The sequence below is a fragment of the Vibrio fujianensis genome (assembly GCF_002749895.1).
In the GTDB taxonomy this organism is placed as follows: Bacteria; Pseudomonadota; Gammaproteobacteria; order Enterobacterales; family Vibrionaceae; genus Vibrio; species Vibrio fujianensis.
Map to the genome: position 1 here is coordinate 558,804 of NZ_NBUS01000054.1, position 17,488 is coordinate 576,291.

A 17,488-nucleotide genomic window follows, 5' to 3' on the forward strand; every position below is an offset into this window, starting at 1 on the left:
CACCATTAACTAATGCGGCAAACCAAGTATCCATTCCCACCGAAGGGAGTTCTTCTAAAAGCACTGGGATCACATTATCAGGTAAGGCTCTTAGCGCCATAAGGTTGTATTTTTCGTGGCGTTCACTGCAAAATAATACAATCGGCTTTTCACCTTGAGCTTGGAAGTAATGTTTCAGTAACCGCTCAATAAATTTTTGCGTATCTGTCGGGTTTGGTAATGCATAATGAATCGCTTCGGTTGGACACGCGGTAGCGCAGGTCCCCACACCTTGGCATAAATAAGGGTTTATCTGGATGTGATGCCCCGTTTGCGACGAGCCCTCACTTGATAATGCCCCCGCAGGACAGGCATCAACACAACGCTCACATCCCTTTACACCACGTGAGCTATGGGCACATAAATGAATATCAAGGCGAAAATATTTCGGTTTATCAAACGTCCCGATTAAGGTTGGGATCGTTTCTAAAGCCTCTGCGAGCTTAGACCCACCGCTACCAACAGGAAAATAGCCGGGGACAGGAACTTCTTCTTTCATCACACCATTCAAAGATAAATCGAGCACAATATCGAAGTGCGCTTGCGAAATCGACACATCGGCTAAATTGGTTGTTAACCCATGATTGTCAACTTGGACTAGGAAAGCACCGAGATAACCGCTGATTTGTACAGCATCAGCGAAATACAACGATTCCATGTCGCCCGCTTCTCCATCAATGGAAAGAAGTGTGACAGAACGCATTGATGACAATTGCTGGGCAGCCCGCTCAACTAGGCTGGTTGGGCCAATAATCAATGTATGGCCACCACTTTGATAACTCACCGTAGGAGGAATTAAATTATTAAGCTCAACTGTATTTTGTAGCGCATACCAACGGGCTTGACCCGCTTGTGACGTCGCTTGTTGTAAATAATCATTTAACATTGCTCTATTCCATATATAAGCAGACTCATTGGCCTGCTCTTAGTTATTACATAGAGCTAGCAAATAACATTCCAACAAAAAACACTTTTATTATTAATGCGTTAGCTATTATCCAAAACAAGATAGTGAAGAAACATAACCAGTGAGACATTTTGTCTTAGGACGGTTCGAACCACTTGGTCAAAATGTCCCTACTTTTTATAGGATATTTTGTTTAGCCTCGTGTTCAGGTAAAAGCGATGAAGGCAGCTTCGCTTCTTCTGCCTGACCCTGGCTGCTGGATGGCTCTTTGCTTATCTTTGCCAATTGATCTGTCGATGTTTGCGTTTCATCTAGCCACTCTCTTAATGTTTTCGAGATTTCGCTCGCTAAGTTGGTCTGATCATGATAATCGTCATCGTAATCATCCAACTGATCACGCTGGTTAAAGTCACCATTAAAAAAAAGCTCGCGTAGGGCCGTTTTCTTTATTTCTTGTGATGCCTGCGAAAGTAATAGTGAAGAAAGCGTTCCTTCTTCTTTTGTTATCCTTGATGGGTTTGGATCGTCAACCGCTACGGTTTGCACAGCATTATCGTCACTCCTGTCATCACGAGAGGCAGAAGCCAATCTCGAGGCATCACTTTTAAAGGTCGCTTGAAGAGGTTGTTTTTCCTCTTCTTGATTTAATTTACGTTTTGACCAACGATGGAAAAAAGTACTACTTGCCACTGGCTCTCCCTGCGCCCTTGCGCTTTTTAGTTTGACACGCCAACAACTCACCTTCGCGACCAATATAAGCTTCCATCCAAGCCTGTACTGCAAGTGGCATGGGTGCGGAAAGGACAATATAATCACTATCCATATAACGAGCCGCCACATTTTGTGCAGCGGTTAAGCGAACTAATTTCGCTTCTGGCTCGGTTAGGTTTTCTAAGATAACAAACAGTTTGGGCTCACGAGAACTAAGATTAAAGCGGTAATCCGTCCGTTCATCTCTAAAGAGTTGCAACCTCAACCAAGCTATATCGGAGGCGGTTGGGGCTAAATCAAATCCGACTAACTGCCATTGAGCGGTCATCCACCGCCCCACTTGAACCTCTTGCAACACGAGCTGACAACGGATCGGCCATTGCGAGTCTGTTTTGGTTGGTAATTCAGTACATGGAACGTTTACAGGCATAAGCACTAATCCCTCATGCAAAATATTTAGAATCAAACGATCAACAATAGCTAAACCAAGCAATTATTAAGCCACATATATCCTTCCTACTTGAAGCGACAGCGGTGTGGGTTATGTTCGTTCACTCCAATGATCTCGCCTGTCTATGCTTATGGGATTGCTTCTCAACAGACCTTAGGGCAAATTTTTCCAGACAATTTATCATCACTTGCCGACCTGCAATTCCAAGTTGTTGGGGGATAACAAACCGACCCAAGGTTAATCATGGAATGATATTTGCTCTGACTTGGCATACGATACACAGACTAAAGCTTAAGTAATCACATTGATAGGAAGCCACGGTGCCTAACACATTTTCGACCATAAAACCGAGTGAAAACCCTCAACAAACCATCGATGTCATAGTGTACGATCAATATGGAGAACCATTGACCAAATCCATCGCTTGTGAACGCCCTTTAACAGTATTGTTAAACTGGAAAGAAGTGGTCACGCTCATGACTCTTGGCTCTCGTCCCGAAGCTTTAGTTCTTGGCTACTTAAAAAATCAAGGCTTTATTTCTGATCCGAGTAAGCTGAAATCAGTCATTATTGACTGGCAAACCCATTCTGCCGCAGTCATCACTGAAGAAAACATTGCACGCGTTGAGCCTGCGCTTAAGAAAAAAACCGTCACATCTGGCTGTGGACAAGGGACAATGTATGGCAATGTGATGCAACAACTTGAAGGGTATCAAGTTCCACAGACTGATCTGAAACAATCACAAATATACGCCGCTTTAGAGGCATTAACTCACTATAACGATACTTACCGTAAAGCTGGCGCGGTACACGGTTGCGCTATTTGTCAAGATAACCGCGTACTCTCTTTTGTTGAAGATGTTGGCCGACATAACGCGGTTGATACGTTAGCCGGTGAATTATGGTTAAACGGTGATACTGGGGAAGATAAAATTTTCTACACGACGGGCCGTTTAACTTCAGAGATGGTGATTAAAGTTGCACAGATGGGAATACCCGTTCTGCTTTCTCGTTCCGGCGTGACTCAAATGGGGTTAGATCTTGCGAATCAATTTGGTATTACCACCATTGCGCGAGCCAAAGGATTAAGATTTGAGATTTATAGCGGTGCGAGAAAAGTAGATTTTGATGTGAAACGTTAATCTCCAAAGGAATAATAACAAACAATGGTGCGATACCCTGCTGACTTGAAGCTACCGCAGTGTTGGCTACGCTCGTTCACCCCCAATCGCATCGTCTGCCTATGCTCATGGGGACTCACTTACTGGCCGTCTACCTATCACCTCAAGTTGTTTGGGTATAGTTATTGTTTATATAGTTATTAACGATAGCTGTCGATTATCTGATTAAGCTTATTATTTTCTTTTATAATATCAATGCCTTGCTGAATTTTACTGACATACTCATCGGGGGTGTCTTTATGAAAAGCAAAATAGGTTTGCGATTCATGCAGGACATAGACAATTTCATAATTATTGGGATCAATATTATGCTCCCTCATAATAAATGCTCCCACATTATCACCATAAGCCCATAAATCAATACGTTGAGCATCTAATTGACGAACAACCATTTCTGGTGTGGCTGATGAACGTAATACATTATCGTTAACTCCTGCACTTTTTAATAGCTGCTCTCCAATATCTTCTCGTACAACCCCAACTCGATAGTTATTCACATCGGTGATCGATGAGAGCTTAATTTGACGATCCTTCGCTGCCCACAAGACAATACGACTTTCGACAATAGGGCCAGCCCATTTGAATAAGTTTTCTCTAGCGTCGGTTCTCGTCATCGAAAATAATACCGTATTAGGTGTATTTAATGCCGAAGCATAACCTCTCGCCCAAGGTTGTAAACTGACATCTTGACGATTGACGGGATCATTTACCGCTTGAGTTGCATGTTCTAATATATCAATCGCAATACCGGTTAATTGCCCTTTTTGCTCATAATTGAAGGGAGGGTAATTTTCAGTGATAAATTTAAGGGAACTCAAACTGGCCGATATTGCTATTGAAGAAAAACATAATAAAACCGCCGTTAAGATAAATTTAATTTTCATACTATATTCCTTCCTATTCCATTAAACGTTCAATACTCATTGAATTGACCATGTCCCTATAACAATCTACTGATCATAATTCGTTTTAAATTGATTGAGCTGTTGAGTAATATCCTCTCCGATTCTGATTATTTCACTCGTCATTTCTAACGTGGATTCAGCGCCGATAGACACATCTTGAGATGAGTCAGTCACCGCCCGTAATGACGTATTGATATTATTAATTGCCGCGTTTTGCTGTTCGGCCAGTGTCGCGACATACTGGTTTTCATCTTGAATTTTTTTAGATAATTCGCTCATTTCTTCAATCACTTGATGAGAACTAGCAAAATGTTCGGACGTGTGCTTTAAGGACATGGCAATATCTTCCAGCTCATTTTCCACAATGGAAGTTGTTGCATTTAGTGTATTAATATTCGCTTTTATCTGTTCTGTCGAGTGACCCGTTTTTACCGCTAAATTACGGACTTCATCCGCTACAACAGCAAATCCTCTTCCTTGTTCTCCTGCTCGTGCCGCTTCAATGGCTGCATTCAAGGCTAATAAATTGGTCTGTTCAGAAATATCATTAATCACATTAAGAATGGTATTGATTTTTTCACCTTCTGCATTCAATTGATTCATGGTGTTGTTGAGCTGCAACATCTTTTGTTGTACGAGTTGTAGTTCACTGGAGGTCGATTCTATCGATTGATGCATGCGACTGGTCAGCTGATTAGAAGAGACCGCCTGTTGCGCACAATTAAGCGCTACATCGGTAACTTGTTTTACGGAGTGCTGAATCTCATCGGCCGATTGTGAAATCTTCGCTAATGTGGATTTCTGCTCCTTCAAACTCGCCGAATTATTTCTAGCCAGTTCACACCCAGAGTGAGATGACTGTGTTAACGTATCAGTCGAATGGATTATCTGCTTGACAATCCCTTCTAGAGATTCAGTAAATCGATTAATTCCTAATGTAATTTCTTTAAATTCATGTAGCTTAGACAATTGAATTCGTTTTGTAAGATCACCATTTCCAGATGCTAAATCGGATACTCGTTGCGTTAAAATTTTAAGCGGTCTAAGAACGGTAAATCTCAATAGTAATAATGTGATAATAATAATCGATAGGTCTAGGATCACCACTTCCATAATGACATTTTTCATTAATCCCTTTAATTGTGTATCAATATTAAAGTCGTTGTAATAAAGCGTGATCGACCCAACCCGTTTTTTTTCACCAAAATCATCAACAAAAAAATCGCTCTCTTTTGTTCCAGTATAAAGCGATGGAGATAATTCACGAACTTCAGGAAAATCAGGGGCATTATGAAAGAAAATGATGCTACGGCCATCGCTATCTTTAATTTGGATAGCGGAAATAATGACATTATTTAATTCAGATAATACAATCGATTTTGCGCCCTCAAAGTCAAAATCCCAAATGGGTTTCGACAAGCTGATCGAAAGACGGTTGACTGTATGATTCACATCTTGAGTTAAGGATTGATAAAGTTGATGGTGATACACCTGATACTTCATAAACCCCATGCTGAGCAAAATCAGCGTCACCCACAACACCATCTGGGTAAAGAAAATCACCTGAACACTTTTAAGCATAATGACTCCAATACACATCATATCGATTTAAGTATAGTCGGTGTTTTATATGAGGCTAATTTTACTTAAATTAATTGCATCACTGTTCAGCATGGGCCAGTAAGAGCATGAATGCGGTTTATAATAGGATAAACGTTTATGCCATGCTCCATCAAACGCTCAAAGAGCATCTCGATTAAAATTTTTAGCCCACTCGTTGGTTTATTGGTAATGAATGGGACACTTTAGCTGGAAGATAAATACTAAAAACACTACCTTCACCGTAAACTGATTGGACTCGGATCTCTCCTCCGACTTGACTGATTAAGCTTTGTGAAACAGACAACCCGAGCCCGGTTCCATCTCTCTTCGTCGTATAGAAAGGGTCGAACACTCGAGTTAAATGCTCAGGCTTAATGCCACATCCTTCATCTTTTACATGAATCACCGCACCAAAAGTATGATTAGATTCAATCCAATCTTCACTATGAATGGTTAATTGACCTTGTCCTTGCATAGCATGAATCGCATTCATTTGTAAGTTGACCAGAATTTGTAACAGGTGGTGACGGTTAACTTCGACTGAACACTGGGCCTGTAATTGAGTAATAAACACCACGTCTCGTTTTTTACTGCCCGCTTTTACTAAAGTTATGCTTTCTTCGATGATCGGATTCACATGCTGCCAAGTAATTTCATCTTGAACGCCTCCATGGCGGCTATATTGCAATAAACTACGAGTAATGTTACGAATACGATCCACTTGCAGTAAAATGGTGTCAATTTCTTCTTCAACCCGTTGTGCATCTGCACCTAACTCAAAGCGTATCAGTTCTGCATTGCCTAAAATAACCGCGGTAGGATTATTAATTTCATGGGCAATGCCGGCAGTTAGCTCACCAAGCGCGGCGAGTTTTTCATGTACAACTAACTGTGTTCGGGTTTGATTAAGTAATTGAATATGATGCTCAAGTTGCCGTGTTTTTTCGTGCAAGCTGACCGTCCTTGAGTGCACCTTTTCCTCGAGTTGATGGGCGGCATGTTGAATTTGCTCTTTGCGTTGCTGCAGTAAATCGAGCATGTTGTCAAACTGTTTAGCCAGTTGTGCTAGTTCATGCTTTTCATCTAATCCCAGTGAACCAATCCGCTGATTCTTTCCCATCTGCACTAATTTGACAACGCGATGAATTTGCTCAATCGGACGAAAAAGATCGCGCGCCCCACGGTAAACAAACAGTCCTGAAATCAGCAATACAATCAATGTGATACTCCCCATCTCTATCATGTTAGTGAGATAGGTTTGAATAAAAGGCCACAATAAATAGCCGGTATAAACCATACCGACCACTTGATGGTATTGATCATAGATAGGCTGATAAGCACTGATGTACCAAGCATCATAAACATAAGCCTTATCTACCCACTGTGTTCCTTGTTGCAGGACTTGCTCGACCACCTCAGCGGAAGCGTAAGTGCCGATTGCTCTGCCGACTTGTTTATTGCTATCTAACGGAACATTGGTACTCACGCGCAAATCATCAAGAAAAAGAGTTAATGTTCCCTCTGGGCTATACGGCTGGTTGGGATAAATTAGATCACGAATTTGATCGACGAGCAGGGTACTATTGTTGAGTAATATGCCGCCATCTAAAAATCCTATCATTCTTTGTTGATCATTTTTTACCGGGATAACGGTACGACTGACTAATCCTCGTTGTTCTATTTCATGACCATTCAAAATAGGAATCTGAGCTCGGCTGACTAAATCAGGGTTTAATTGTTGCAGTTCAGCCTGGCTTAAAACATCAAAAAATGATGCCCTTCGAGTTAAGTCTAGATAGCGAAACTGCTGTGCTAAAGTGTGGATCGGCTCAAAATGTAGAAAATCTAACTGATACTGTTTTTTCTGCTGCTGTACCCACTGTGTAAAGTCCTCCTCATACGCCTTACCTTGCTTTATCTGATGTTGAAAATGATACGAATCAGCAAAAGCATGGATAGCGTCGGCTTGTCTTTTTTGTAATAGAGCGATGCTATTTTCGGCCACACCTAACCGTTCAGAAATATCCACCATGACACTTTGCCATGTGTAATGTAACGACCAATACAAGCTAATCGTGAGCAGTGCAACCAGCGTCAAGCCAATCGGTAATGAGGTAAGGATCAGTAAACGATAACGAACCATGGTTTTAAATCGGCGTTGCCATTTATGCCACCAAGCTTTTTCATGATATGAATTGTTCATCATGTTCCCATTCTTTAAATTTTCGTTCTAAAGTTTTACGCGCTACGCCTAAATCTCGAGCGGCTGCCGATTTATTCCCCTGATGCCGAGTAACAATTTGTTCAATGTGCGCCTTTTCTACCTGTTTTAAACTCCAGTGGTCTGGATATCCTTGTCCCCTTAAAGTGGCCGACGCTGAGGCGCTATTTGGCTCCCCACCGTGTGACATTGTCACTGAATCCGATGCAGGCCGATTAATCGGCTCTTGCCAGTGGTGGGCCAAGGATTGGCCCAGCAATAAGCTTCGTTCAATCAAGTTTTTTAACTCTCGGATATTACCAGGCCAATCGTAAGTATGTAGCGCCAATATATCCTCATGAGCCCATTTGGGAGGGCGAATTGCAAGCTCTGCACATAGTTTTTGAGTAAAGAAAGGTACTAATTCTTGTAGATCCTGCTTTCTCTCACGCAGTGGGCATACCTCAATTTTTAATACGTTGAGTCGATAATAAAGATCGGCTCGGAAACGGCCTTCTTCGACTTCTTGATATAAATTTCGGTTGGTTGCTGCCACCACTCTCACATCAATGGATAATTCCTTTTCTGACCCAACAGGACGAATCGCCCGTTGTTCTAATACACGCAATAATGCAGATTGCATATTGAAGGGCATTTCTCCTATTTCATCTAAAAAAAGAGTCCCACCATTGGCAACCCGAAATAATCCTTCCCGATGTTTTTTCGCGCCAGTAAATGCGCCCTGCGTATGCCCAAATAGCTCACTTTCTAATAATTCAGGAGCGATAGCCCCGCAATTAACCGGAACAAATGGCCCTTGTCGCTCGCTCGCTTCATGAATGCTGCGGGCAACAAGTTCTTTCCCGGTGCCCGATTCACCCTCAATGAGTACGGAAGCTCTTGACGGTGCAAATTGGACAATGACCTGTTTGAGCTGCTCCGTTTGTTCTGATTGGCCTAAAATTTGTGTCGCGCAATGACGTTGAAAGTCTCGTTGTAACGCATATTGCATCCGCTGATTGAGCCGCTTGTCCATGCATCGCTCGACAGCTTGTAACATTTGCTCAAGATTAAAAGGTTTAAGAATAAAGTCGGCGGCTCCTAACTTTAACGCGCTAATAGCGGTTTCTAAGTCGGCATACCCCGTCATAAAGATTACGTCTGGTTTTTGATCCGAATCGATAAAAATCGCTTCCCACTCAATGCCCGATCGTCCCGGTAGGTTAATATCCAAAATAATCAAATCATAATGAGTTGCACTACGTAATTGCTCCGCTTCGTCAATACATCCAGCGCAGTCAACTTTCGAAAACCATTTGCTTAATGCTTTTTGTAAAATCGACTGCATCCCCACTTCATCATCGACCACTAATACGGAAAATGCTTGGTAATGCTGTATCGACTTATTGCAACTAAAGTAAGACATATTGCTCTCTATTCATCTCATATAGACATAATGACCCAATGAACGTCACACTCGGTGGCGTTAAGTTGAGACATTTTGTCTTAGCTTAGGTAAGTTGTCACGATTTCACGACTCTATTCGTGGTTATTCTTTATTTTTGCATGAAAATTGTCGTAAATATCTTGGCATTGAGTTTGCTATTCATATCGCAATCCTTTCTTTTGCATCATAACGGACAAATACAATGATAAAAATATTCGTGCAGCTTATGCTCAGCCTGGTAATGTTAACGAGTGGTTATGCGTTAAGTGCTGATGCCCCCCTGCGTATTCGACTAGCGACCACAACCAGTACCTATCACTCCGGTTTATTGGATTACCTTCTGCCAGAATTTAAAAAAGATTCAGGTTACACCGTTGATGTGATCGCTACAGGAACCGGAAAAGCATTAAAAATGGGTGAACATGGTGATGTTGATCTGGTCATGACACATGCTCCAGCAGCGGAAGCTCTGTTTGTTAAACAAGGCTATGGTGTGTTACCTCGTAAATTGATGTACAACGATTTTATCCTTGTGGGCCCGAAAGCAGATCCCGCCCAAGTTTCAGATCAGCCAAACGTACAACAAGCTTTTGCTCATATTGCTGCAAGTTCGATCCCGTTTATTTCTCGCGGTGATGATTCTGGAACCCATAAGAAAGAATTAATCATTTGGGCAAAGAGCCAAGTAAAAACCGATTTTCCAGGTTACCGCTCAGTAGGACAAGGCATGGGGCCAACATTAAATATGGCTTCAGAAATGCAGGCCTATACCTTAACCGATCGTGGCACTTGGTTGGCTTATCAAAGTAAGCTGGACTTAGCGATGCTGTATGAAGGCGATTCACTACTTTTTAACCCATACCAAGTTATTCTCGTTAATCCTGAACGTTATCCAAGCATCAACTATCAAGGGGCAAAAACGTTCAGTGATTGGTTAGTGAATGCAAAAGCTCAAACGTTAATCAATAACTTTACACTCAATGGTCAGGCACTCTTTGTTGCTAATGCAGATAAGTAATAATTGATGAATCTTTGGCAAACAACTTTAGAAGCTCTCGCTTTATTGATCAGCTTTGATGCTGAGTTATGGGGGATTGTTGCGGTCTCCTTTAGTGTTTCTTTAGCTGCCGTGATTCTAGTATTACTGCCGGCTGTCCTGCTGGCCTTTCTCTTGGCTTACAGCCATTTTCGAGGAAAGTGGCTGCTGTTATCCTTGATCAATACGTTACAGGCGGTTCCAACCGTCGTGATTGGCCTGCTACTTTATATGCTACTCTCTCGATCAGGTCCGCTTGGTGATTGGCAGCTGTTATTTACACAAAAATCCATGATTCTCGGACAAATGCTGATCTGTTTTCCTATTTTAGTTTCCATGATGCATGGTGCACTACAATCGAGTGATCGTCGCTCGGTTGAAACCGCCATGACATTAGGGGCTTCAGTCCCACGTATTGCGATGACCATGGTTTGGGAAACTCGTTTCCCGCTTTGTGCCGCAATCATCGCTGGTTTTTCGAGGATTGTGACCGAGGTCGGTTGTTCGATGATGGTCGGAGGCAACATTATGGGCTTAACGCGCAACATTCCTACGGCTATCGCCATGGAGAGTCAAAAAGGCGCATTTGCTCAAGGCGTCGCACTCGGTATCGTCCTACTTTGTTTAGCATTGATACTAAACTTCTTGCTCTCAAGCATGCGGGGCAAAGGGTATCTACGTACCTAATTTAAAACGATAGAAAGGATATCCTATGTCGATAAAACTTACTGCGAGTCAGTTGTCTATGCGTTTTAATGAGCGAGGCTTATTTCATATCTCACAGCTAGCGCTTGGCCCTCATGATGCGATCTACCTTAAAGGTGATAATGGAGTTGGCAAAACGACATTGCTAAAAATCCTTGCTGGCTTATTAACGCCTACAACCGGTATTGTCTCTCAACATCAAGTATGGTGGCGGCGCTTATTACGCAGCCGGGCTCATAAAAACATCGTGTACTTACACCAAACGCCTTATTTATTTGATGATACTGTCTATCGTAACGTCGCTTATGGGATTCGTTTTTCTTCTTTACCGGCCAAAGACAAACGCAATAAAGTGATTACCGCTTTGCGTATGGTTGGCTTAGAAACATTAGCACACGAGCACATCTCGGTCTTATCCGGTGGAGAAAAACAGCGGGTTGCCATGGCAAGAGCTTGGATATTAAGCCCTTCTATTTTATTAATGGATGAACCAAGCGCTTCATTAGATGAAGAATCTATCGATAGATTAGTTATAATGGCGAAAGATTTATTAAACCGTGGATCCAGTTTGGTGATCACCAGTCATCAAACCAATGCATTAACGGCGTTATGTCACAAACAGTGGTGGATCAAAAACCACCAACTTGTTGAATCGCCTTTATTGCATGTTATTCCAGAATCATCAGAGACCATTTATGTTACTTCCATCTCAAACTAGTTGGGTTATTTTAGCTGGCGGACAAGCAAGCCGTATGGGGGGGAAAGACAAAGGATTAATAAAGCTTAATGGCAAACCCCTGATTGAACATATCCTTGAACGATTAACACCCCAAGCGAAACATGTGTTGATCAACGCCAACCGCAATCAGTTAGATTACGAAAAATATGCCCCAGTTGTGAGCGACCGAGTTGAACACTATCCAGGGCCACTGGGTGGTATTCACGCCGGGTTAACCTACGCAAAAACCGACTGGGTTGGCTTTATTCCGTGTGATAGTCCACTCTTATGTGAAGATTTTGTCACCCGTTTTTGCAATGCCGTAACCACAGAGAGTGAAATCTTAGTGGCTCATGACGGTCAGCACCAACAACCGGTTTTTACCCTGTTTCATCGCCGCGTGTTACCCAGATTAGAAGCGTTTTTAACACGTGGTGATCGTAAAATCATATTGCTCTACGAGGAATGTCATACCGAATATGTCGATTTTAGTGATCGCCCATCGTGTTTTTTCAATTTAAATACTCCCCAAGAACTGGCCCAATTTGGAGCATTACAATCATGAATATTCAGCGTCCATCCCTCCCCTTGCTGGGTTTTGCCGCTTATTCAGGAACAGGTAAAACTACATTACTTGAAGCCTTATTGCCTAAATTAACTCAAGCCGGGCTACGTATTGGGATATTAAAACATGCTCATCATGATTTTGATGTCGACATTCCTGGCAAAGATAGTTATCGACTCCGTAAAGCAGGAGCCTCACAAATGTTGGTGGCCTCTCGTTATCGATACGCATTGATGACGGAAACACCAGAAGCAGAAACTGAGTTTAATGCGTTACTACAACGTTTTGATAGTCAGCAATTGGATTTAATTTTAGTCGAAGGTTGTAAAAATATTGCGTTCCCTAAAATTGAGTTACACCGAGCAGAAGTCGGTAAACCTTGGTTATACTTAAATGATCCCAACATTATTGCGATTGCAGCAGACGAGCCTATCGAAACCGCCCTTCCTTACATGTCCATCAATGATTTAGAGGCAATTGGACAATTTATTTTAAACTACGTAAAAAGCCATTCTGCTCCGCCTGCAACAAGCGCCAGTTGCGATACGCTTTCTCCCGCTTTTCTTTCGGTTACGCAAGGGGTTGAGAAAATTCTTGCTGCGGTAACCCCAATTCATGGTCAAGAAAAACTGGCTATCTGTAATGCTTATGGACGGGTACTTGCCCACCCGATTATCTCTCCAATTTCAGTTCCGGCATATCGCAATTCAGCGATGGACGGGTACGCCATTCGTAGTGATGATCTCGGCCGTTCGCATTACAAGCTTGTCGGAGAAATTTTAGCCGGTCATCCGTCTTCACAATCACTGGCGATGGGGGAATGCATGAAAATCATGACGGGTGCTCCGATGCCAAATCAAGCGGACACCGTGATCATGCGAGAGCAAGCCGTTGAAACTCATCAATCCGTCTCTTTTAAAATGGATGCAGTGAAAGCAGGACAAAATGTTCGCCAAGCCGGTGAAGATCTTGCTCAAGGCCAAACCGTTTTTTATGCTGGGCAACGAATCCACTCAGCAGAAATGGGCATGCTTGCTTCGCTGGGTATGAGCGATGTTGCTGCTATAAGACGTCTAAAGGTTGCTATATTTTCCACCGGCGATGAAGTTCAAGCCCCTGGCACCCCACCATCCGAGCATACCCTTTACGATTCCAATCGCTTTTCCTTGAGCGGGTTGCTCTTCCAACTGGGCTGTGAAGTGATTGATCTCGGTATTATCGAAGATAATGAAGATAAAATGATCGCCACATTACAACAAGCCACCCAACAAGCGGATGTGATCCTAACCTCTGGTGGTGTATCCGTGGGTGATGCTGACTTTATAAAATCAGCTCTCGAAAAACTCGGGCGAGTCGACTTTTGGCGCATCAACATGCGTCCCGGCCGCCCTTTAGCCTTTGGGCGTATTGGACAGTGCCCTTTCTTTGGTTTGCCCGGTAATCCTGTGGCTGTGATGGTTTCATTTATCAACTTTGTTGAACCCGCCCTACGCAAGATGCAAGGTGAGATCGGCTGGCAACCATTAAAAGTTCGTGCTATTGCTAGTGAAGAGTTGCGATCACGTCAAGGACGGACCGAATTTAGCCGTGGTATTTACTCGACAAATGCCTCTGGACAACTTGTCGTGAGAAGCACAGGAAAGCAAGGTTCTGGAATTTTACACTCGATGAGCCAAGCCAACTGTTTAATTGAGATTGACCCCGCCGTCGATAAGGTGAGTGTCGGTGAAAGCGTGACAATCATCCCACTTCAAGGCAGAATTTAGCCCATTAATAAGAGTAAATAGAGAACCCCATGGCTCGTACCATTATTTACAGCTACAAAGATGAACAGAAAACATTAACATTTTCCTATGAAAAACATCGCAATATTCATGAAGCGGTTGCTGAAGCAGAAGGGATTGATCTTTCCGAGTATTTGAAGATGGAATTGCAGCTCGAAGCCGTCTCAGATACTAAAGCTGTGCGTAATTACCGTGATAACTATTTTAAAAAGTTAGGCTTTGGATTGATCACCTTGCAAGCGAAAGAAAACCATGGTGTCGGCAAAAAACCAAAGGCTTAAACAAACCTCGCACAGTCGTTAATATAAAGGCTTACTTCTTAGTAAGCCTTTTTGACTTTATTCAAATTACTTAATATTTAGGAAAGCAGCGCCACGAACACCGCCAGAGTCGCCGTGCTTGGCTTTAATGATTTTTGGACATTTAGCGACAGACAAGAGATGCTTAGGAATGCGTTTCGGCATTTCTTGATAGATCAAATCAAAGTTAGACAAACCGCCGCCCAAAACCACAACATGCGGATCGGTAGCAGTAAACAAATTTGCTAAGCAGATCGCTAACAGCTCCATAAAACGCTCAACATGCTCAACCGCTTTAGCTTCTCCTTGCTGGTAAGCGGTAATAATATCAATCGCCGCTTTCTTTTCCGCAAAATAGTGTTGATAAATCAGCTCAAAACCACGGCCAGACAAATAATTATCAAGACAACCTTTGTTACCACAACCACAACTTAATAAAGGCGCTTTTTCACTACCTAAATGGAACCAAGCATCAATCGGCAGACGCATATGGCCCATTTCACCGGCAACATGGTTACGGCCAGAGAAAATTTTTCCATCATAAACTAAACCACCACCAAAACCGGTGCCCAGAATCAGCCCCATCACCGAAGGTGCCTTTTTCAGATCTTCATCCCATGCTTCTGATAATGCAAAACAGTTTGCATCGTTTTCAATTTTTACACTCCGCCCGACTTTGGCTTCAAGATCGGCGCGCAAAGGCTTGCCTTTTGCAGCCGGAACATTGACGGTTAAAACCGTGCCATCATCGGCATCTTCCATACCAGGTAGACCAAGACCAATGGTGCCTTCAACACCAAATTGAGCATCATATTTTGCAATTAACCCAGCAAGGGTATCGACTAATAGAGCATAATCTTCTGTTGGTGTCGGTACTCGTTCGGTTGCCACACGTTGTAAATTTTTATCAAAGACACCAAACTCAATTTTTGTACCACCGACATCAAAGCCATAATACATGCTTATCTCTCCTTAAAAATACCCGACCTTGGGTCAAATTATCAAAAAACAAAACCGCAATATTATCCATATTGCTGATTAACTTGTCCGTGACCAATGCCCCGAGTTTATGCTGTTCACGGCAAAGTTTATACATGAAAACATCATGATAGATTAATATTTAGACTCACCTCGCTTTATTAAACCGTTTGTTGATAAGCTTGCCATCTTTGTAGTGCAGGTTTATCGAGCATTGGCTTAAGTCGCGATTTACCGAGCAAATAACTTTCTTTAAAGGCTTCAAACCAAATATGCAATGCTTCTGCTCCTTTTTCTTCACCACACAGCGATAACACTAAACTTGCAACTTCTGCGGTCGCCAAATATTGCTCATCGCTGGCTTTTCGCATCAAATAACTCGACAGTTGTTCTGGTTCAATAGATAAAATCGGGAGTGAGGCAAGATAAGTTGAACGGCGAAAAATTCGTTTGGCTTCACGCCAACTACCATCAATAAAAATTAATAATAGTTTTTGGTTTCCCTTTAATTGAGGTATCGCACCCAGTTGACGCTCTCGATCTTGCTCGGTTTGCGCTGGAAAAACCAGGATCGGGAGAAAATGAGGATCAGAGAGTAGTGATAACATTTGTGGATCAGGTTCGGTACGATGCCACTGATAAACATAAGTTTCTTTTACTGTATCGGCAATTAATCGCCCAGTATTACTGGGTTTAAAGACTTCATTTTCAGAAACTAACAACATGACCGCAACGTGGGTCTCCATATCTGGCTGAAATTCGCATAAGCAGTGTGCTTGTGGTACATGGCAAAATGAACAGCGCGCTATTTTTGAGCCGCGGGCTAAAAAAGGTTTAGTTGATCGCTGCAGGCGATCCTGATACAAACGGTGAAAAGCGTGAATTCTCATAACTATCACGGAAAATGAAATGAGCGATAATTTTACCGCTCAGCTCTCTAGCTGGCTACTCTTTTAAAAAGTTGTTTTACTGAATAGGAGGTTCAACGCCAATGCAAGCAGAAACATGGCGCTTGGTTATTTTTTTATTTGTACTTATCGCTTGTGCAGTATGGGAAAAATTGCTACCACGCAAAAAACGCACTCAAGCAATATGGCTACGCTGGATTAATAATTTAGGGCTGGTCGGGTTAAATAGTCTATTAGTGACTATATTGATGCCCGTTGTTGCTTTCTCTGCGGCTCAATGGGCACAAGAGCAACAATTCGGGTTGATGTATTGGCTTACAGTCCCTTCTTGGCTAGCCTTATTACTTTGTTTAGTCATACTTGATGCCATTATTTATGCTCAGCACGTTTTGTTTCATTACATCCCCAGCTTGTGGCGTTTACATCGTATGCATCATGCCGATCAAGATATCGATGTCACCACCGGGGCTCGGTTTCATCCGATTGAAATTATTCTTTCGGTCGGCATAAAAATTATCGCCGTAGTAATATTAGGCGCATCGCCTCTTACTGTTCTTTTATTTGAAATCATCCTTAATGCGAGCGCGATGTTCAATCACAGCAATGCTAAGTTAGGATTAACCCTTGATAAGTGGCTGCGTAAAGTTGTGGTGACTCCTGATATGCACCGCGTGCATCACTCCATTGTTCCTGTCGAAACTCATGCCAATTTTGGTTTTTGTTTATCTATATGGGATCAATGGTTTGCAACTTATCGCGCTCAACCTGAACGCGGGCATGACAAGATGATAATCGGTCTACCAGACTTTCAAAACCCTAGAGAACAATGGCTAGATAAAATGCTAACTCAGCCTTTTCGTCGTCATTAAAAGAAGAAATGCCGCAGGATGAGAAAAATGAAGAAACGTCACTACTTAAGCTTATTAGCTTTGTTTATGGTCATTGGCTGTTCGACCACACCCAAGCGTAGCGCAAGTCATCAACAGTGGTTACAGCCGCCACAATGGCCAGAGAGTTCACTATTTTTGGTCTATCAACAATGGCAAGGCGTT

General features: G+C 42.5%; 17 protein-coding genes. 8 read left to right on the forward strand and 9 right to left on the reverse strand.

Features of this window, described 5'->3' with window-relative positions:
• From B7C60_RS19735 to B7C60_RS15655, 3 genes are all read right to left on the reverse strand, one after another.
• Window positions 1-925: 4Fe-4S dicluster domain-containing protein (locus B7C60_RS19735; protein ID WP_245869575.1), on the reverse strand; the 925-nt coding region annotated here is incomplete at its 3' end.
• Between the two features lie 198 nt (window positions 926-1,123).
• On the reverse strand, window positions 1,124-1,636 hold the full coding sequence (locus B7C60_RS15650) for a DUF3306 domain-containing protein (RefSeq protein ID WP_157928712.1): 513 nt from the start codon (window positions 1,634-1,636) through the stop codon (window positions 1,124-1,126).
• Window positions 1,626-2,087, reverse strand: coding sequence for a DUF3305 domain-containing protein (locus B7C60_RS15655; protein WP_099612661.1), 462 nt, complete (start codon window positions 2,085-2,087; stop codon window positions 1,626-1,628). The genes B7C60_RS15650 and B7C60_RS15655 overlap by 11 nt, the downstream gene beginning before the upstream one ends.
• Before the next feature lie 341 nt (window positions 2,088-2,428).
• Here B7C60_RS15655 and fdhD point away from each other — a divergent pair, with 341 nt between their 5' ends.
• Entirely contained in the window at window positions 2,429-3,250 is an 822-nt protein-coding gene (fdhD, locus tag B7C60_RS15665) for a formate dehydrogenase accessory sulfurtransferase FdhD (protein ID WP_099612445.1), read from the forward strand.
• A 179-nt stretch (window positions 3,251-3,429) separates the two neighbouring features.
• Here the strand turns inward: fdhD and B7C60_RS15670 are convergent, their stop codons facing one another.
• The 4 genes from B7C60_RS15670 to B7C60_RS15685 all read right to left on the reverse strand — a co-directional run bounded on the left by B7C60_RS15670 (window position 3,430) and on the right by B7C60_RS15685 (window position 9,422).
• A complete protein-coding gene (locus B7C60_RS15670) occupies window positions 3,430-4,173 on the reverse strand; it encodes a substrate-binding periplasmic protein (RefSeq protein ID WP_099612446.1) in 744 nt (247 codons plus the stop codon).
• A gap of 66 nt (window positions 4,174-4,239) precedes the next feature.
• A complete protein-coding gene (locus B7C60_RS15675; RefSeq protein WP_161439510.1) occupies window positions 4,240-5,775 on the reverse strand; it encodes a methyl-accepting chemotaxis protein in 1,536 nt (511 codons plus the stop codon).
• A 184-nt stretch (window positions 5,776-5,959) separates the two neighbouring features.
• On the reverse strand, window positions 5,960-7,999 hold the full coding sequence (locus B7C60_RS15680; RefSeq protein WP_099612662.1) for a sensor histidine kinase: 2,040 nt from the start codon (window positions 7,997-7,999) through the stop codon (window positions 5,960-5,962).
• Window positions 7,980-9,422 carry a sigma-54-dependent transcriptional regulator gene (locus B7C60_RS15685; protein ID WP_099612448.1) on the reverse strand — a complete coding sequence of 481 codons (1,443 nt, stop codon included), beginning with the start codon at window positions 9,420-9,422 and terminating at the stop codon, window positions 7,980-7,982. Before B7C60_RS15685 ends, B7C60_RS15680 begins: the two co-directional genes overlap by 20 nt.
• Window positions 9,423-9,645: 223 nt before the next feature.
• Here B7C60_RS15685 and B7C60_RS15690 point away from each other — a divergent pair, with 223 nt between their 5' ends.
• From B7C60_RS15690 to B7C60_RS15715, 6 genes are read left to right on the forward strand one after another with little or no spacing between them, the layout of a single operon-like run.
• A complete protein-coding gene (locus B7C60_RS15690; RefSeq protein ID WP_099612449.1) occupies window positions 9,646-10,461 on the forward strand; it encodes an ABC transporter substrate-binding protein in 816 nt (271 codons plus the stop codon).
• 6 nt (window positions 10,462-10,467) lie between these two features.
• Window positions 10,468-11,166, forward strand: a complete 699-nt coding sequence (locus B7C60_RS15695) for an ABC transporter permease (protein WP_099612450.1) — start codon at window positions 10,468-10,470, stop codon at window positions 11,164-11,166.
• A gap of 25 nt (window positions 11,167-11,191) precedes the next feature.
• The gene (locus B7C60_RS15700; RefSeq protein ID WP_099612451.1) at window positions 11,192-11,902 is read left to right on the forward strand and encodes an energy-coupling factor ABC transporter ATP-binding protein; all 711 of its coding nucleotides are present in this window, start codon (window positions 11,192-11,194) and stop codon (window positions 11,900-11,902) included.
• Window positions 11,880-12,467 carry a molybdenum cofactor guanylyltransferase MobA gene (gene mobA, locus B7C60_RS15705; RefSeq protein WP_099612452.1) on the forward strand — a complete coding sequence of 196 codons (588 nt, stop codon included), beginning with the start codon at window positions 11,880-11,882 and terminating at the stop codon, window positions 12,465-12,467. Before B7C60_RS15700 ends, mobA begins: the two co-directional genes overlap by 23 nt.
• A complete protein-coding gene (locus B7C60_RS15710; RefSeq protein WP_099612453.1) occupies window positions 12,464-14,233 on the forward strand; it encodes a bifunctional molybdopterin-guanine dinucleotide biosynthesis adaptor protein MobB/molybdopterin molybdotransferase MoeA in 1,770 nt (589 codons plus the stop codon). The genes mobA and B7C60_RS15710 overlap by 4 nt, the downstream gene beginning before the upstream one ends.
• A gap of 29 nt (window positions 14,234-14,262) precedes the next feature.
• The gene (locus B7C60_RS15715; protein WP_078927034.1) at window positions 14,263-14,532 is read left to right on the forward strand and encodes a DUF2960 family protein; all 270 of its coding nucleotides are present in this window, start codon (window positions 14,263-14,265) and stop codon (window positions 14,530-14,532) included.
• 66 nt (window positions 14,533-14,598) lie between these two features.
• Here the strand turns inward: B7C60_RS15715 and nagK are convergent, their stop codons facing one another.
• Together nagK and B7C60_RS15725 are read right to left on the reverse strand one after the other, a co-directional pair.
• A complete protein-coding gene (gene nagK, locus B7C60_RS15720; protein ID WP_099612454.1) occupies window positions 14,599-15,510 on the reverse strand; it encodes an N-acetylglucosamine kinase in 912 nt (303 codons plus the stop codon).
• A 179-nt stretch (window positions 15,511-15,689) separates the two neighbouring features.
• Window positions 15,690-16,418, reverse strand: coding sequence for a tRNA-uridine aminocarboxypropyltransferase (locus tag B7C60_RS15725; protein WP_099612455.1), 729 nt, complete (start codon window positions 16,416-16,418; stop codon window positions 15,690-15,692).
• Between the two features lie 101 nt (window positions 16,419-16,519).
• On the opposite strand from B7C60_RS15725, the gene B7C60_RS15730 reads away from it, so the two are divergent.
• Complete coding sequence (locus B7C60_RS15730; protein ID WP_099612456.1) at window positions 16,520-17,305, forward strand: sterol desaturase family protein; 786 nt, start codon at window positions 16,520-16,522, stop codon at window positions 17,303-17,305.
• Window positions 17,306-17,488: the final 183 nt, after the last annotated feature.

What these genes read in the sequence shown, in the direction of transcription:
- B7C60_RS15655 (WP_099612661.1), bottom strand. Translation starts at nt 2,087, where the DNA reads ATGCCTGTAAACGTTCCATGTACTGAATTACCAACCAAAACAGACTCG.
- B7C60_RS15670 (WP_099612446.1), bottom strand. Translation starts at nt 4,173, where the DNA reads ATGAAAATTAAATTTATCTTAACGGCGGTTTTATTATGTTTTTCTTCA.
- B7C60_RS15675 (WP_161439510.1), bottom strand. Translation starts at nt 5,775, where the DNA reads ATGCTTAAAAGTGTTCAGGTGATTTTCTTTACCCAGATGGTGTTGTGG.
- B7C60_RS15680 (WP_099612662.1), bottom strand. Translation starts at nt 7,999, where the DNA reads ATGAACAATTCATATCATGAAAAAGCTTGGTGGCATAAATGGCAACGC.
- B7C60_RS15685 (WP_099612448.1), bottom strand. Translation starts at nt 9,422, where the DNA reads ATGTCTTACTTTAGTTGCAATAAGTCGATACAGCATTACCAAGCATTT.
- B7C60_RS15690 (WP_099612449.1), top strand. Translation starts at nt 9,646, where the DNA reads ATGATAAAAATATTCGTGCAGCTTATGCTCAGCCTGGTAATGTTAACG.
- B7C60_RS15695 (WP_099612450.1), top strand. Translation starts at nt 10,468, where the DNA reads ATGAATCTTTGGCAAACAACTTTAGAAGCTCTCGCTTTATTGATCAGC.
- B7C60_RS15700 (WP_099612451.1), top strand. Translation starts at nt 11,192, where the DNA reads ATGTCGATAAAACTTACTGCGAGTCAGTTGTCTATGCGTTTTAATGAG.
- mobA (WP_099612452.1), top strand. Translation starts at nt 11,880, where the DNA reads ATGTTACTTCCATCTCAAACTAGTTGGGTTATTTTAGCTGGCGGACAA.
- B7C60_RS15710 (WP_099612453.1), top strand. Translation starts at nt 12,464, where the DNA reads ATGAATATTCAGCGTCCATCCCTCCCCTTGCTGGGTTTTGCCGCTTAT.
- B7C60_RS15715 (WP_078927034.1), top strand. Translation starts at nt 14,263, where the DNA reads ATGGCTCGTACCATTATTTACAGCTACAAAGATGAACAGAAAACATTA.
- nagK (WP_099612454.1), bottom strand. Translation starts at nt 15,510, where the DNA reads ATGTATTATGGCTTTGATGTCGGTGGTACAAAAATTGAGTTTGGTGTC.
- B7C60_RS15725 (WP_099612455.1), bottom strand. Translation starts at nt 16,418, where the DNA reads ATGAGAATTCACGCTTTTCACCGTTTGTATCAGGATCGCCTGCAGCGA.
- B7C60_RS15730 (WP_099612456.1), top strand. Translation starts at nt 16,520, where the DNA reads ATGCAAGCAGAAACATGGCGCTTGGTTATTTTTTTATTTGTACTTATC.